Source organism: Labrys neptuniae, assembly GCF_040797145.1.
GTDB lineage: Bacteria > Pseudomonadota > Alphaproteobacteria > Rhizobiales > Labraceae > Labrys > Labrys neptuniae.
On sequence record NZ_JBFNQD010000001.1, the window covers coordinates 254,982 to 270,689 of the forward strand.

The 15,708-nt window shown below is 62.9% G+C and carries 10 protein-coding genes; 5 read left to right on the forward strand and 5 right to left on the reverse strand.

The features are described from left to right. Positions 1-10 precede the first annotated feature (10 nt). From ABXS05_RS01160 to ABXS05_RS01170, 3 genes are all read right to left on the reverse strand, one after another. Positions 11-613, reverse strand: a complete 603-nt coding sequence (locus ABXS05_RS01160) for a hypothetical protein (protein WP_367622621.1) — start codon at positions 611-613, stop codon at positions 11-13. A gap of 5 nt (positions 614-618) precedes the next feature. After that, positions 619-1,398: an NAD kinase gene (locus ABXS05_RS01165; RefSeq protein WP_311938239.1), complete on the reverse strand. Its 780-nt coding sequence runs from the start codon at positions 1,396-1,398 to the stop codon at positions 619-621. Positions 1,399-1,763: 365 nt separating this feature from the next. Then, the gene (locus tag ABXS05_RS01170; RefSeq protein ID WP_367622622.1) at positions 1,764-4,454 is read right to left on the reverse strand and encodes an Rne/Rng family ribonuclease; all 2,691 of its coding nucleotides are present in this window, start codon (positions 4,452-4,454) and stop codon (positions 1,764-1,766) included. Positions 4,455-5,259: 805 nt separating this feature from the next. Between ABXS05_RS01170 and ABXS05_RS01175 the strand changes: the two genes are divergently transcribed. From ABXS05_RS01175 to ABXS05_RS01190, 4 genes are all read left to right on the forward strand, one after another. Continuing rightward, positions 5,260-6,522 carry an N-acetylmuramoyl-L-alanine amidase gene (locus ABXS05_RS01175; RefSeq protein WP_367622623.1) on the forward strand — a complete coding sequence of 421 codons (1,263 nt, stop codon included), beginning with the start codon at positions 5,260-5,262 and terminating at the stop codon, positions 6,520-6,522. 236 nt (positions 6,523-6,758) lie between these two features. Next, the gene (locus tag ABXS05_RS01180) at positions 6,759-9,167 is read left to right on the forward strand and encodes a penicillin-binding protein 1A (protein WP_311938242.1); all 2,409 of its coding nucleotides are present in this window, start codon (positions 6,759-6,761) and stop codon (positions 9,165-9,167) included. A 174-nt stretch (positions 9,168-9,341) separates the two neighbouring features. Continuing rightward, positions 9,342-10,473, forward strand: a protein-coding gene (prfB, locus tag ABXS05_RS01185; protein ID WP_311938243.1) for a peptide chain release factor 2 whose coding sequence is annotated in 2 segments (ribosomal slippage) — positions 9,342-9,410 and positions 9,412-10,473 — 1,131 coding nt in all. Because the reading frame shifts where the segments join, the coding sequence is not laid out codon by codon here. Between the two features lie 52 nt (positions 10,474-10,525). Then, positions 10,526-11,311 carry an inositol monophosphatase family protein gene (locus ABXS05_RS01190; RefSeq protein ID WP_367622624.1) on the forward strand — a complete coding sequence of 262 codons (786 nt, stop codon included), beginning with the start codon at positions 10,526-10,528 and terminating at the stop codon, positions 11,309-11,311. A gap of 42 nt (positions 11,312-11,353) precedes the next feature. On the opposite strand, the gene ABXS05_RS01195 is transcribed toward ABXS05_RS01190, so the two are convergent. Together ABXS05_RS01195 and ABXS05_RS01200 are read right to left on the reverse strand one after the other, a co-directional pair. Then, positions 11,354-13,018 carry an L-lactate permease gene (locus tag ABXS05_RS01195; RefSeq protein ID WP_367622625.1) on the reverse strand — a complete coding sequence of 555 codons (1,665 nt, stop codon included), beginning with the start codon at positions 13,016-13,018 and terminating at the stop codon, positions 11,354-11,356. A gap of 240 nt (positions 13,019-13,258) precedes the next feature. Beyond that, on the reverse strand, positions 13,259-15,088 hold the full coding sequence (locus tag ABXS05_RS01200; RefSeq protein WP_311938247.1) for a PHA/PHB synthase family protein: 1,830 nt from the start codon (positions 15,086-15,088) through the stop codon (positions 13,259-13,261). A 165-nt stretch (positions 15,089-15,253) separates the two neighbouring features. Between ABXS05_RS01200 and ABXS05_RS01205 the strand changes: the two genes are divergently transcribed. After that, a complete protein-coding gene (locus ABXS05_RS01205) occupies positions 15,254-15,631 on the forward strand; it encodes a hypothetical protein (RefSeq protein WP_311938248.1) in 378 nt (125 codons plus the stop codon). Positions 15,632-15,708 lie beyond the last annotated feature (77 nt).

Below are 15,708 nucleotides of genomic sequence, written 5' to 3' on the forward strand. Positions count from 1 at the left end.
GATCGGTCAATCAATTGGCTTCGGCTATCGGTTTGAGCTTGTCGAGGAAGGGTTTCACCACCTCGGCATTGCCGGGCAGGGGTGTCAAGGCTTGCAGGGAGGCAAACTGCTCGTCGAGTTGCTGCAGCGCCTCCTTCTTCTTTTCGGGGGTGAGGCTCTGGTCCGCCTCGATCTCGGCCCGCGCCTTGGCCTTGTCTGCCTCGGGATCGTTCTGGCCGCTGTCGGCAGCACCGTTATTGTCGGGGACATCTGCCTGATAGGCCAGCATCACCGAATTGGTGACGATATCGAGCGCGTCCAGATCCTTGAAATCATACTTGCTCAGAATCGCATCGGTGCGCGTCTTGGCGTCGGCAATGTCTTGGAATGCCGGCAGGGAGGCCACCGGATCATCGCCCGGCGTGTCGGAACGGTCGCCGTATTTCTTGGTGAGGTCGGTCGCAAGCACCGTCAACTCGGTGCGCGCGGCAATGAACTTCTCCACCATCGCTGCAGTCAGCTTGACCTGATCATCGCTCGCTCCGGCAGTGCCGGCCAGGAAACAGGCCGATAGGGCCAAGCCGGAAGCAAGACATAGGCGGCGGGCGAATTGCCTGATGGTGGAAGCGTGCATGTTGGCTACCAATCGAATTGCTCGCGCAGGATACGTTCGTCGAGCGAGTGCCCAGGATCATGCAGCATGACGAGGTCTTGCGACGAATCCATGGCTATCTCGACACGCTGCACGTCCTTGACCTCGACATTGTCGCCGACCGCATTGACCGGCCGCTTGGCCGGCTCCAGCACGTCTATGGTGACGCGTGCCCGCTGCGGCAGGATGGCACCACGCCAGCGGCGAGGGCGAAACGCCGAGATCGGGGTGAGCGCCAGCAGGGGCGCCTCCAAGGGCAGGATCGGACCGTTGGCCGACAGATTATAGGCGGTCGATCCGGCAGGCGTCGCCACGATCAGGCCATCGCAGATCAGGCTCTCCAGCCGGACATGCTCGTCGATCGAAATTCTGAGCTTGGCTGCCTGGAAACGGGCGCGCAGCAGTGAGACTTCGTTGATGGCATAGGATTTCGACGTGTGGCCACGCGTATCGACCGCGCACATCGCAAGCGGATGCACCACGCTGCGCCGGGCCTTGGCCAAGCGGTCATGCAGGTCGTTTTCGCGGAACTCGTTCATCAGGAAGCCGACGGAGCCACGATTCATGCCGTAAATCGGAAGCTTGCGGCCCATCAACCTGTGCAATGTCTGCAACATGAGGCCATCGCCGCCAAGAGCGACGACAACCTCCGCCTCCTCGATCGGGACGTTGCCATAGCGGGCCGTGAGCGACTTGAGCGCCTTGCGCGCCGAAGCGGTTGCAGTGGCCACGAAGGCGATCTTCTCGAAATGATGTTTGCTGGTCACGAATGAAATCGCAATGGGAATGTTCGCTGGACCAGGGCGAGCCCGGGTCGATGGGTAAGGCAGGCGACGCATGCCCGCTGCCAGCCTATCGCGAAAAAATGCCGGCTGCCAATGCTCAAAGCGTCTGCCATCGGGCGCAAACGCCCAGAGTTGCAGGAACGCTTCCCAGCCCATGGCCACGGCATAAGAAAACGCCGCACTGACCATCAGTGCGGCGCCTTCTAGGATCACCAAGCGCCCCGCCATCCGACGCAAGCGCCGCGAATCGCAAGGTTGCTCTGGCCTGTCGTCGGACTGGTCTGGATACGAAAGGGCCGAGCAAAGGAGCGGTCGGTCATGAACGCCCTCTGCTCAGGTCGCTCACCTCATTTCTTCGACCACCATCCGGCCTTTTTCGGCTTGGCCGGATCGATGGCGTCGACATAGACATAGGCCGAAGGGTTGGACACCACGACTTCGCGTACCGCGGCAGATGCCACAGCTTCCTGAACCGGCTCTGGTTCCGGCTCGGCGACGGGAGCCGGTGCCGGGGGCTGTTCGGCCTGAACGGGCTCGGCCTCCGGGGCAGGGACCGGCGCAGGCGCGCTCTCCGCTTCCGTCTTGATCGCCACCTGCTTGCGACCCCGGCGCTTGGGCTTCGGCTTTTCCTCGACGACCGCCTCGGGTGCAGCCTCGGCGATGGTGGGGGCTTCGACGGCTTCCGCTGCAACTGCTTCAATGGTCGCGACTTCGGGGGCGGAAGCCTCGGCTGCGGGCGCTTCGGCTTCGCCAACCGCCGGCGTCTCCACTTCGGCCTCGCGGCGACCGCCACGACGCCCGCGGCGCCGGCGCTTGCCGGCATCGGCACCCTCATCTTCGCTCGGCGCGGTAGCTTCGGCGGCCGGAGGTGGCGTTACCTCCTCGGCGACGGGAGACTCGACGGCGACCTGCTCGGCAGCCGGCGCGGCATCCTCGCCTTCACCTTCGCTTTCACCCTCGTTTTCATTGGCTGCGGCGTTCGGTGCATCCGCCTCGCCGCCGGCGCCATTGCCCCGGCGGCGGCGGCGGCGGCGGCGGCGCTTGCGACCGCCGTCGCCGGCATCGGCTTCGCCATCCGCGGCCTGGTGGCGCGGCTTGCGGCCACCCTCGGTCTCCTTCTCCTCCTCCTCGTCGGCTTCGACTTCGATCTCGACTTCGACCACTTCTTCGGCCGGCGGGAAGGAATCGACCTGGACCGTGGTCGCCACCGGACGGGGTTCCTGCGGCGTGGCGACATCGCCGCGCTCGATCAGGTAGTTCTGGTTGCCCACGATTGTCTCATCGGCGCTGACGGTGATCGAGACGCCGAATCGGGCTTCCAGTGCATAGAGATGGCCACGCTTATGGTTGAGCACATAGAGCGCGGTGGCCGTCCGGGTACGCAGCACCAGATTATGTGTGGCGCTCTTGAGAAGCTGGTCTTCGAGGGCGCGCAGGATGTGCAGCGCCACCGAGGTGACGGAGCGGACATGGCCGCTGCCGCCGCAATGGGCGCATACTTCGGTGGAGGATTCCAGCACGCCGGTGCGGATGCGCTGGCGCGACATCTCCATCAGGCCGAAATGCGAGATGCGGCCGACCTGGATGCGCGCCCTGTCGTTCTTCAGGCAATCCTTGAGCTTGCGCTCGACCGAGCGGTTGTTGCGGCTCTCGTCCATGTCGATGAAATCGATGACGATCAGGCCGGCGAGGTCGCGCAGGCGCAGCTGGCGGGAGATTTCCTCCGCCGCTTCGAGATTGGTCTTGAGGGCGGTGTCCTCGATATTGTGCTCGCGCGTAGCGCGGCCCGAGTTGACGTCGATCGAAACCAGCGCCTCGGTCTGGTTGATGACGATGTAGCCGCCTGATTTCAGGCTGACGGAGGGCGAGAACATCGCATCGAGCTGGGCCTCCACGCCGAAGCGCTGGAACAGCGGTGCCGCCTCGCGATAGGCCTGCACGTTCTTGGCATGGCTCGGCATGAGCATGCGCATGAAGTCCTTGGCTTCGCGATAGCCGTCGTCGCCGGCGACGATCACCTCGTCGATGTCCTTGTTGTAGAGGTCGCGGATCGAGCGCTTGATCAGCGAGCCTTCTTCATAGACCAAGGTCGGTGCGGCGGATTTCAGCGTGAGATCGCGGACGTTCTCCCACAGGCGCAGCAGATATTCGAAGTCGCGCTTGATCTCGACCTTGGTGCGCGAGGCACCGGCCGTGCGCAGGATCACGCCCATGCCGTCAGGCACGTCGAGTTCGCCGGCCACGGCCTTCAGGCGCTTGCGGTCGACGGCATTGGTGATCTTGCGGGAGATGCCGCCACCACGGGCGGTGTTGGGCATCAGCACCGAATAGCGGCCGGCCAGCGAGAGATAGGTCGTGAGGGCCGCGCCCTTGTTGCCACGCTCTTCCTTGACGACCTGGACCAGCAGCACCTGGCGGCGCTTGATCACTTCCTGGATCTTGTACTGCTTGCGGGGACGGGAGACACGCTCGGGGATGTCGTCGGCAACATCACCGCCGCCGAGGGCTTCGACATGCTCCTCGTCGGAGCCGGAGCCGACCTCGACGATGCCGCCCGAGCCACCATCCTCACCCGCGCTGTCGTCGGAGGCTTCAGGTTCGGGGGCCGAAGCGACGACGGCGGCCGTCTCGGCTTCCGCAGCCTCGGTGCGGTTCTGGCCACGGCCGCGGCGGCGGCGCGAACCGCTCCGGCGGCCTTCGCCCGCACCATTGGCGTTGCCGTTTTCCTCGTCGTCTTCTTCGTCGCGATGCGAGCGCTGTTCCTCGGCCAGCAAGGCCAGGCGATCGGCAACGGGGATCTGGTAGTAATCGGGATGGATTTCCGAAAAGGCGAGGAAGCCATGGCGGTTGCCGCCATATTCCACGAAGGCCGCCTGCAGGGACGGTTCGACGCGGGTGACCTTGGCGAGATAGATATTGCCGCGCAGCTGCTTGCGATTGGCTGCCTCGAAGTCAAACTCCTCGACGCGATTGCCGCGGACCACCACGACCCGGGTTTCCTCCGGGTGGGCGGCATCGATCAACATTTTGTTGGCCATTATTATTTTCTCTCTGGCAAGCACGGCCGGGGTCATGCGCGGGGCTGCTGGCGACGAACACCGATACAGCCCTGCCGATGCGGCAGGCGCTTGCTCTGTTGGCTGGGACAAGGCTCGATGAGGGGCGAATGGTATGTCCCGAAGGCGAAAGCGGCAGTGTTCGTGCAAACCACTCGGGGAGTGCACGCTGCATCACTTCTCGACGTCCGGGGGATGCTGTTGTTTGCATCGCTCCATCACCGGGTTCGGGTCTCGAGACTGCTCCCGAGACGGCGCTCTCGGTCGATGGGCGGGACGGGATATCCGACCGGCGCTCGCGCCGATCCGGATCGCTGGGCGATCCGCACGCCACCCGTGATTCTCCTTATCCTCTAAGGACACATCAGCAGCCGGATAACCTCGGCTTGGCCGGCACCGCATACGATCGTCACGCTTTCACGGCGCAACCGGTCTGCAGGGACCATTCTGATGCTCGAATTCGGCATGGTCGGAGAACCATTCGAGAGCAGATTTGTTTTATCGAGTTCTTGTTCGATTTGGCAAGGATTTCCGTTGGGTGTTGCAGGAAGGACACGCAAAACGTCGGGTCTGCGTTAACGTCCGGGACACCGTTCGGGGCCTTCATCATTGTTTCGCCACTTCCGAGCGGATATTGGCAAGGCCGAATTTTGCGCTGGGCTCTGCGTTGCCGCGACGGGAGCCGCATGCGCGACGGCCGTGTTCGGCGGGACAATTGGAGATGATGGGCGGAATGAGGCTCGCCGCGATAGGCATGGTGGTCTTGTTGGGGGTGGGACAGGTCCAGATGGCCCGTGCCGCCCAAGGGCCCGTTGCCCCTCCGGTCACGGCCGAACCCGCGCCGACGCAGCCACCCGCGACAGCGTCGCCATCCGCCCTGACGGCCAGTGATGCGCGCCTCGCGGGTGACGACAAGCGCACGCGCCTGATCGTCGATCTTCACGGTTCCGTGAGCGACCTGAATTTCCGCGTCTTCGTGCTGCCCGATCCCTATCGCGTGGTGGTTGATCTGCCGCAGATCGAATTCGGCATGCCACCGGACACTGGCAAGCATGGGCGTGGCGTGGTCAGCGCCTATCGATTTGGCCTGATCGCGCCCGGAAAGTCCCGCATCGTTCTGGATCTAACCGAGCCGGCGGCGGTGGACAAATCCTTCCTCCTCGATGCGCTCGACGATCAGCCGGCGCGGCTGGTGATCGATCTGGTCAAAACGGATCGGGCCGCTTTCCTACGCACGGCGGCGAGCCAGAGGAGTTCGGACATGACGGCGCATCCGCAGCCACCGCAACCCTCGCCACCTTTGTTGCCGGAGAGCCAGCCTGGTCTGCCCGTTGTCGTGGTCGACCCCGGCCATGGCGGCATCGACATGGGCGCGACGTCCAAATCCGGCGAGCAGGAAAAGACCATTGTGCTCGAATTCGCCAAGCGGCTTGCCGACAAGATCAATGGGACGGGGCGCTATCGGGCCGTGCTCACCCGCGACGGCGACACCTTCATCTCGCTGGCCGGCCGCGTACAGTTCGCGCGGGCCAACCGCGCCTCGCTGTTCATCTCGGTGCATGCGGACACCCTGCACGACCCGTTCGGGGTTCGGGGGGCGACGATCTACACGCTCTCGGATCGGGCCTCCGACGCCGAATCGGCTCGCTATGCCGAGCAGGAGAACAAGGCGGATGCGATTGCGGGCGTGGACCTGGCGTCGGAGCCCGGCGATGTGGCCGATATCCTCATCGATCTCACGCGGCGCGAGACCAAGTCCTTCTCCAACGGCTTTGCCAAGGTCCTCATCGACCAGTTCCAGGCTGCAGCCACGCTGAACAAGAACCCGCACCGCTCGGCCGGCTTCAAGGTGCTGACCGCGCCCGACATTCCCTCGGTGCTGTTGGAGCTCGGCTATTTGTCGAGCCGGGATGACGTGAAGCTGCTGACCTCGGACGATTGGCGCAGCCGTGCCGCCGATGCCGTGGTAACGGCCATCGATGGTTTCTTCCAGCAGCGCCGCGCCAACCAGCCGGCCGCCTCCAGCGGCTCTGCTCCGGCAACGCCCTGAAGCGCTTCACGCCGGCGTCACTGCGGGTCTTGCACAGGCATGTTGCCCCGGAGCCGCAGTTTCTCCACAAAAGCCCTGCAAAAGCGTTGAGGTGCAGTTGCCGCCCTTGGGTTCGGCCGGCCTGGCATGTTAGATGTCAACCGAATATGCCGGGGCTGCCGGTATGAAAACGAACGGCTTTGGCCCAAACCCGGCAATGGCAGGGCAGGGAAGATATTGCCGATGAAAGCGTTGTGATGAGACTTTTCGTTCGGTTCCTTGGATTTTTGTTCACAACGGCATCGATGTTGTTCCTTGTCGGGGGATCGTTCGTGGCCCTCTATGTCTGGGCCAACACGCGTGACCTGCCCGATACCGCTGCGCTCAAGGATTACGAACCGCCGGTGATGACGCGCGTGCATGCGGGCGATGGCGCGCTCCTGGCCGAATATGCCCGCCAGCGCCGCCTCTATCTGCCGATCGAAGTGATGCCGCCGCTCCTGATCCACGCCTTCATGTCGGCGGAGGACAATGATTTCTACAATCACGTCGGCATCGACCCCAAGGGCGTGCTGCGCGCGCTGATCGCCAATGTCACGCATAAGGGCCGTCGCCAGCAGGGGGCGTCGACCATCACGCAGCAGGTTGCCAAGAACTTCTTCCTCGCGCCCGACCAGAACATCGTGCGCAAGATCAAGGAAGCCATCCTGGCCCTGCGGATGGAGCAGACCTATTCCAAGGACAAGATCCTCGAGCTTTATCTGAACGAAATCTATCTGGGCATGGGAAATTACGGCGTAGCCGCCGCCGCTCTCAATTATTTCGGTAAATCGGTCGACGAACTCGGCGTCGCCCAGGTCGCCTATCTCGCTGCCCTGCCGAAGGGGCCGAACAACTACAATCCGATCCGCAATCACGATGCAGCCGTCGGTCGACGCAATTGGGTGATCGACCAGATGGTTTCCAATGGCTACATCTCCAAGGAAGAGGGACGGAAAGCGCAGGCCGAGCCCCTGGCCGTAACGCCGCGTTCCTTCGAAGGCGCCCAGAGCTACGCCGCCAATTATTTCACCGAGGAAGTCCGCCGCGAGATCGCAGAGCGCTATGGCGAGGACAAGCTCTATGAAGGGGGCTTGTCGGTACGCACCACGCTCGATCCGAAGCTCCAGCGCCTGGCACGGGATGCCATGGTGGCCGGACTGGTGCGCTTCGACGAGCGCGGTGGCTTCCGCGGCCCCGTCAAGAATGTCGACCTCGGCGAGGACTGGGGCGTGACCCTGGGGGCGGAAAAGCGCCTGAGCGACATCAAGCCCTGGCAACTCGCCATCGTGCTCGATAGCGGCGACAACTCCGCCCGCATCGGCCTGCAGCCACCGCTGGACCGTTTCGGCTCGATCTCCACCGAACGCCCGACCGGCACCATCAATCTGGATGGCGTGAAATGGGCACGTAGCCGGGTCGGCAAGGTCAGCCAGATCCTGAAGGTCGGCGACATCATCTATGTCGAGCCCAAGACCGATGGCACCTTCCGCCTGCGCCAGATCCCCGAAATCTCCGGCGCCATGGTGGTGATGGATCCCTATACCGGCCGTGTGCTCGCCATGGTGGGGGGCTTCTCCTTCGACCAGAGCGAGTTCAACCGTGCCACCCAGGCGCAGCGCCAGCCCGGTTCCTCCTTCAAGCCCTTCGTCTATGCCACCGCCATCGACAACGGCTATACGCCGGCCTCCGTGGTCATGGACGCGCCAATCGAAATCAACCAGGGCAATGGCGAGACCTGGCGGCCGTCCAACTATTCCAACAAGTTCTACGGCCCGCAGACTTTGCGTTTCGGCATCGAATATTCGCGTAACGTCATGACGGTGCGGCTCGCCCAGGATGTCGGCATGCCGCTGATCGCCGAATATGCCCGCCGCTTCGGCGTCTATGACGATCTGCCGTCCTATCTGTCGGGCGCGCTCGGTGCCGGCACCACCACCGTGATGCGCATGGTTGCCGGTTACGGCATGCTCGAGAATGGCGGGCGCCTGATCAAGCCGACCTTGATCGACCGTATCCAGGACCGCTGGGGCAAGACCATCTACAAGCATGACGAGCGCATCTGCCAGGGCTGCAATGCCGACGACTGGAGCGATCAGGACGAACCCAAGCTGCTTGACCCGCGCGAGCAGGTGCTCGATCCGATGACGGCCTATCAGGTCACCTCCATGCTGGAAGGTGTGATCCAGCACGGTTCGGCCCAGACGCTGCGTTCGCTCAACCGCCCGATTGCCGGCAAGACCGGCACCACCAGCGACGAGAAGGATGCCTGGTTCATCGGCTACTCGCCCGATCTCGTCTGCGGGCTCTATGTCGGCTACGACACGCCGCGCCACATCGGCAACAAGGTCACGGGCGGCAGCTTGGCGGCGCCGATCTTCGGCACCTTCATGAAGACGGCCCTGGCCGACAAGGCACCTGTGCCCTTCCGCGTGCCGCCCGGCATCAAGCTGATCCGTATCGACCGCAAGACCGGCATGCGTTCGGATGGCAGCGGCGCCATCCTGGAAGCCTTCAAGCCCGGCACGGCACCGCCCGACAACTACACCGTCATCGGGTCCGGCAGCGGTGGCTCGGAGGGCGGCGGTGGCGGGCCCGTCTCGATGGGGACGGGCGATCTCTACTGATTGTCCTTTCCCTCGCCGGACAGCTTGCCTATATGAAGCCCGGCGAGGGCAAAGTGCGAATTCTCCGAATCGTACTTTTTCTCCAACTCTTTGTTTCGACGCATTTTCTGAACCGAAAAGTCTGTCGACTTTTCTCGAAAGTGCTTTTGCCAATCTCGAACGGGCGATTCTTTCATGCGCGCTGAAATCCTGTCCCTGGCGGACGAAATCAAGCAGTCTGCTGGACTGCTGAGGAGGCATCTTTGACTGGGATACATCCTACGCCCGCCTGCAAGAACTGAACCATCTTTCCGAACAGTCCGACTTCTGGAACGACGCCGAGAAGGCGCAGAAGCTGATGCGCGAGCGCACCGATCTCGATGATCGGCTGTCAGCCCTCGTGCGCATCGAGAAGGATCTGGACGAAACCCTCGAACTCGCCGAGCTCGGTGAGGCGGATGGCGATGAGTCGATCGTCGACGAGGCGCAGGGCGCCTTGGCCCGGCTCAAGGACGAGGTGGTCGAACGCCAGTTCGAGGCCCTGTTCTCCGGCGAAGCCGACAACAACGACACCTACATCGAAATCAACTCCGGGGCTGGCGGCACCGAGAGCCAGGACTGGGCCAATATGCTGCTGCGCATGTATACGCGCTGGGGCGAGCGGCACCGTTTCAAGGTCGAGTTGATCGATTTCACGGACGGCGAAACCGCGGGCATCAAATCAGCCACCATCCTGCTCAAGGGCAACAAGGCCTATGGCTGGGCCAAGGTGGAATCGGGCGTGCACCGCCTCGTGCGCATTTCGCCTTATGATTCCAACGCGCGCCGGCACACCTCTTTTGCCAGCGTCTGGGTCTATCCGGTGATCGACGACTCGATCAACATCGAGATCAACGAATCCGATTGCCGCATCGATACCTATCGCGCGTCCGGTGCCGGCGGCCAGCACGTCAACCGGACGGATTCGGCGGTGCGCATCACCCACATGCCCTCGGGCATCGTGGTCGCCTGTCAGCAGGACCGCTCGCAGCACAAGAACCGGGCCACGGCCTGGGCCATGCTGAAGGCGCGCCTCTACGAGGCCGAACTCAAGAAGCGCGAGGAAGCGGCGATGGCGACCCATGCCGGCAAGACCGACATCGGTTGGGGCCACCAGATCCGCTCCTATGTCCTGCAGCCCTATCAGATGGTGAAGGATACCCGCACCGGTTACACCTCGGGTACGCCCGGCGATGTGCTGGACGGTGACCTCGACGACTTCATGAAGTCCGCCCTGGCCCAGCGCGTCTATGGCGGCGGGCCGGATGCGGTCGAAGACATCGATTAGTGAGAAGCCGGGGCTGGCCCCGGCTTTTTCTTTTGAAATGAGTATGTTGCCAATGAGCTCCGATCCGATCTATCAGCGCTATTCCTTTGCCCACGGCCTGATCAAGGAGGCCGGTGCCCTGGCGCTCGGCTATTTCAACGAGCTGGACAGCCTGACGGTGAAGAGCAAGGGCTTGCAGGACGTCGTCAGCGAAGCCGATCTGCAGACCGAGCTGCTGATCAAGAAACGCATTGCCGAATCCTATCCCGACGACGGTTTCTTTGGCGAGGAAACCGGGCCGAGCGGCATCGGCGACAAGCGCGGCATCTGGGTCGTCGATCCCATCGACGGCACCCAGCCCTTCCTGAGTGGCCTGTCCTCCTGGTGTGTGTCGATCGCGTTCGTCCGTGATGGCGAGCTGCAATTCGGGCTCGTCTACGCGCCGAAGGACGACGAGCTCTTCGCCGGCGGGCTGATCGCGCCGGCCACCCTCAACGGCCGGCCGATCGGCCCCCACAAGGGCGGCGCGCTCAGCGACGGCGTGGTCAGCGTCGGCTACAACAACCGCATCAAGCCGAGCGAGGTTCTGGCGGTTCTGGCGCGGCTGCTCGAGGCGGGCGGTATGTATCAGCGCAACGGTTCGGGGGCGCTGTGCCTGTGCTATGTCGCCTGCGGGCGCCTGCTCGGTTACGTCGAATCCCACATCAATTCCTGGGATTGCCTTGGCGCGATTGCCATTATCCGCGCCGCCGGCGGCCGGACCAACGACTTCCTGGCTGATGACGGCTTGGTGAAGGGCAATGCCATCATGGCTGGAGGGCCGGCCATCTATCCGGCTCTCCAGAAATTGCTCGGCTGAACCGAGATCCAGGCCGGCTGTCACCCTGGCCTGGAGACAATGTCACCCGAGCACCATGGCGGTGAAGGGATAGACATAGGCCTGCAGTGTCACGAACAGGCCGACCAGGCAGGCCAGGACGATCGAGTGTATGAACACGTAGCGCAGGATCGTGCCTTCATGACCGTACCAGTTGGTCGCGGTGGAGGCGACGACGATCGACTGTGCGTCGATCATCTTGCCCATCACGCCGCCCGAGGAGTTGGCTGCCGCCATCAACACCGGTGACAGGCCCAATTGCTGCGAGGTGATCTTCTGCAGATTGCCGAACAGCACGTTGGAGGAGGTGTCGGAGCCCGTCAGCGCGACGCCGAGCCAGCCGAGCAGCGTTCCGAAGAAGGGATAGAACACGCCCGTCGCCGCGAAGGCGAGGCCAAGGGTGGCGTCGACGCCCGACAGGCGCGTCAGCGTGCCGATGGCGAGCATGGCCGAGATGGTGATAAGCGAGATCGAGCACACCTTGATGGTGCGGCCATATTCGGCGATCAGCCTGGCCGGCGAGAACCCCATCAGCAGGCCCGACACGATGGCGGCCAGAAGCATGCCCGTACCGGTGAAGGAGAGATAGGTAAAGGCGAACACCGCGGTTTCGGGTGTGGGTTTGGCCACCACGGGCGCCACCTTGTTGATCTGGTTGTGCAGGTCCGGCACCTGATAGTTCCAGGAGAAGATGGCATTGGCCCAGGTCTTGAAGGCGCCGGTGCCCCAGACCAGCATGAAAATGCAGACCAGGATCCAGGGAAGCAGCGCCCCCCAGAGCTGGGCTTGCGTCAAGGGCTTGCGATCGGCATCCGTGCGAGGCCTTGCCAGATCCGCTGACGGATCGTTGGTGCGCAGGGCGGGCGAGAGCCAGAGCTCCTTGGGCTGCCAGACCTTCAGGAAGAGGATCAGGCAGGCCATCGAAATCAGCGAGGCACCGATGTCGACGATCCAGGGGTTGATGTAGTTGGAGATCAGGAATTGCGGCACGGCGAAGGAGATGCCCGTGACCAGGATGGCCGGCCACACCCCGATCATGCCCCGCCAGCCGGCGAAGGCGCCGATCACCCAGAAGGGCACGATCAGGGAGAATAGCGGCAATTGCCGGCCGACCATGGCTCCGAGCACATAGGGATCGAGCCCGGTTACCGATGCCAGGCCCTGGATCGGCGTACCCAGGGCGCCATAGGCAACCGGCGCGGTGTTGGCGATCAGGGAGAGGCCGGAAGCCGCCAGGGGCGAGAATCCGAGGCCGATAAGGATTGCGCCGGTGATGGCGACAGGCGTGCCGAAGCCGGAAGCCCCTTCGAAAAAGGCGCCGAAGGAGAAGGCGATCAGCAGCAATTGCAAGCGCCTGTCTTCGGTGACGCCGCCGATGGCCCGCTGCAGCAATTCGAAGCGGCCGCTCTCGACCGTGATGCGGTAGAGATAGATCACGTTGAGTACGATCCAGCCGATCGGGAAGAAGCCGGTGACGACGCCGAGCAGGGAGGCCCGGATCGACAGGCCCGCGGGCATGGTAAAGATGAATATCGTGATGAGATTGGCGACGATGAGAGCGATCACCGCCGCGATGTGCGCCTTGACCTTGCCGCTGGCGATCAGAACTAGCAAGGTTACCGCAGGGATGGCGGCTGCGATGGTGGACAGTACTTCGTTGTCGAGAGGGTTATAAATCTGGTTCCACATGTGATGGCTTCCCGATTACGACTTTTATCGTTGGGGTATGCCATGCGGAAGTTCTGCTGATTTGACCGTAAAATCAAGGCAGGTATCAATATAGGCCCTGCAAGCATGTGCAAGGCCTTACGATGCGTCCGGTCTTGCCCTAGAGCAAAGCGCGTTCACACGCGAACGCTTGTTTGCTCTAACTCTTTGTTGCGACGCGTCTTTGCAGTTCTCGGTGATTCCGAGAAATCACAAAACGCTTTAGGACTTCACGCGCACATAGCTTCCCGGCGCGTCCCCGAGAGGCTTGCGGCGTCCACCCGGCTTGCGCTTGTCGGCAGGCACCTCCTCGGGGGCCTGCTTCCTCAGCCAGGTCAACCAGTCCGGCCACCAGGAACCGGGGTGTTCGGTGGCTCCCTCCAGCCAATCCTCATAGCTGCCGGCGACGGCGCCGCCGAGCCAGTACTGGTATTTCTTGCGGGCAGGTGGGTTCACCACGCCGGCAATGTGACCGGAGCCGGACAGGACGTAGCGCACCGGCCCGCCAAAGGCCTGGGCACCGATGAAGACGGAATTGGGTGGGGCGATGTGATCCTCGCGGGTCGCCAGCTCATAGATCGGGATCTTCACCTTCTTGAGATCGAGGGTCTCGTCACCCACCACCATGCGCCCGCGCGTGAGATTGTTCTCCAGATAGCAATTGCGCAGATAGAAGGAGTGGTTCTTCTCGGGCATGCGGGTGGCATCCGCATTCCAATAGAGCAGGTCGAAGGGCGTGGGCTGCTTGCCGCGCATGTAATTGTTGACGAGATAGGGCCAGATCAATTCCTGGCTGCGCAGCATGTTGAAGGCGGCGGCCATCTTGGAACCGGGAAAATAGCCGTGCTCGGCCATGGTCTTCTCGATCCACTGAATGTGGTCCTCGTCGGCGAAGACCTTGAGATCGCCGGCCTTGTCGAAATCGACCTGGGTGGCGAACAAGGTGGCCGAGGTTATGCGGGTATCGCCCTTGGCAGCCAGCCAGGCCAGCGTCACCGAGAGCAGGGTGCCGCCGACGCAATAGCCGATGGCGGAGACTTCCTTCTCGCCGGTGATCTTGCCGATTTCATCGAGGGCTGTGACCGGCCCTTCCTTCATATATTCCAGGAAGCCCTTGTTGCGCTGCTTCTCGTCCGGGTTCACCCAAGAGATCACGAAGACGGTCAGGCCCTGGTCGACGCACCATTTGATGAAGCTCTTTTCAGGCGTCAGGTCGAGCACGTAGAATTTGTTGATCCAGGGCGGGCAGATCAGGATGGGCCGTTTCAGTACGCTGGCCGTCGTCGGCGTATATTGCAGCAGCTCCATGGTGGCGTTGCGGAAAACCACCTTGCCCGGCGTGGTGGCGAGATTGACGCCTACCTCGAATTTCGAGGTGTCGGACTGGCGGATCTTCAGATCGCCATCGCCGGCATCGATATCCTCTTTCAGCATTTCCAGGCCGCGCACCAGGTTTTCGCCGTTCTCGGCCAGCGTGTCGCGAATGAGCGAAGGATTGGTGGCGATGAAATTGCTCGGCGAGATCGCGGCCGAGACCTGCCGCACATAGAAATCGGCCTTGTGGCGCAGGCGCGGCTCCAGGCCGTCGGCTTCATGCACCAGCTTTTCCGCCCAGCGGCTGGTAATCAGATAGGCCTGCTTGAGCAGGTCGAAATACTGGTTCTGGCTCCATTCGGGGTCGCGAAAGCGAGCGTCCTTGGGGTCGGGTTCCGCGGCAGGCTTGGCTTCCTCGCCGGCCATACGCTGCAGCGAGGAGGTCCACAGGGACATGAAACCACTGGCGAGGCTGGTCTGGGCCTGCAGGGCGCGCTGCGGGTCGGACAGCCAATATTGCGCCAGATGACCGATGGAATTGACTGCGTCGGCGACCTCCTCCGTGATGTCGCTCTTGACCCTGCCGTCCTCCCGTGGGCGCAGATAGGCCGCCAGAGCCTTGCCGCCTTCCTCCACCGCACGCCCCATATTGCGGGCAAGCGTTTCGATGTCGACCGGTCCAAAGGAGGCCAGCGACTCGGCCGAGGGAGGGGGATTGGAGTTTTTCTCGTTCTTCATCGCGCCCCATCTTGGCTCTTTACGGCCCTTCATTAGAACATGTTTTTCCTTCCTGTGAATGCTTCTTCGCATCGCTTTGTGAACCATGACGGTGATTTCATCGATTTTCCCTGTTTGCCGATCGGCCAGCGCTCTATAAGAGAGGGGAGAAATTGCGAGAACGTCATGCGGATCCATTCCTTCCTCGTCGTCGCCGCAGTGGCTGGCATCGGGCTTGCCAGCTGTGCCGGCGGCTCCGGCCAGACCAGCAAGCGCCTCGGGCTGACCTCGGGTCCGTTACCGACGCCTCAACCCTTCGTGACGCAGTCCCGCACGAGCCAACCCAACGTCTATCCGCGGATCGGCGCTTTGCCGCCGCCGCGCAGCGACCAGATTCTGTCCATGAGCGAGCGTAAGGCGCTGGAGGCCAGCCTATTGGCGACGCCGGGCCGGCAGCCGAGCCCCGAGGAACTCAAGGCCCGGGCGCAGGCCAACCGCAAGGTAGCCCAGAAGCGCGTTCCCCCGTCCCAGCGCAAGCATGTCGGCTTCTTCCCGCCGCAATGATCGATATCGCATTGTCGTGGATCGATTTTTCACGACCGGCGCAGATTTTTGGCATTTCTTTTGCCATCATTCTTCGA

Bases quoted from the DNA above. Each gene is read 5' to 3' on its own strand.
- ABXS05_RS01160 (WP_367622621.1), bottom strand. From the start codon at position 613: ATGCACGCTTCCACCATCAGGCAATTCGCCCGCCGCCTATGTCTTGCT.
- ABXS05_RS01170 (WP_367622622.1), bottom strand. From the start codon at position 4,454: ATGGCCAACAAAATGTTGATCGATGCCGCCCACCCGGAGGAAACCCGG.
- ABXS05_RS01175 (WP_367622623.1), top strand. From the start codon at position 5,260: ATGGCCCGTGCCGCCCAAGGGCCCGTTGCCCCTCCGGTCACGGCCGAA.
- ABXS05_RS01180 (WP_311938242.1), top strand. From the start codon at position 6,759: ATGAGACTTTTCGTTCGGTTCCTTGGATTTTTGTTCACAACGGCATCG.
- ABXS05_RS01190 (WP_367622624.1), top strand. From the start codon at position 10,526: ATGAGCTCCGATCCGATCTATCAGCGCTATTCCTTTGCCCACGGCCTG.
- ABXS05_RS01195 (WP_367622625.1), bottom strand. From the start codon at position 13,018: ATGTGGAACCAGATTTATAACCCTCTCGACAACGAAGTACTGTCCACC.
- ABXS05_RS01200 (WP_311938247.1), bottom strand. From the start codon at position 15,088: ATGAAGAACGAGAAAAACTCCAATCCCCCTCCCTCGGCCGAGTCGCTG.
- ABXS05_RS01205 (WP_311938248.1), top strand. From the start codon at position 15,254: ATGCGGATCCATTCCTTCCTCGTCGTCGCCGCAGTGGCTGGCATCGGG.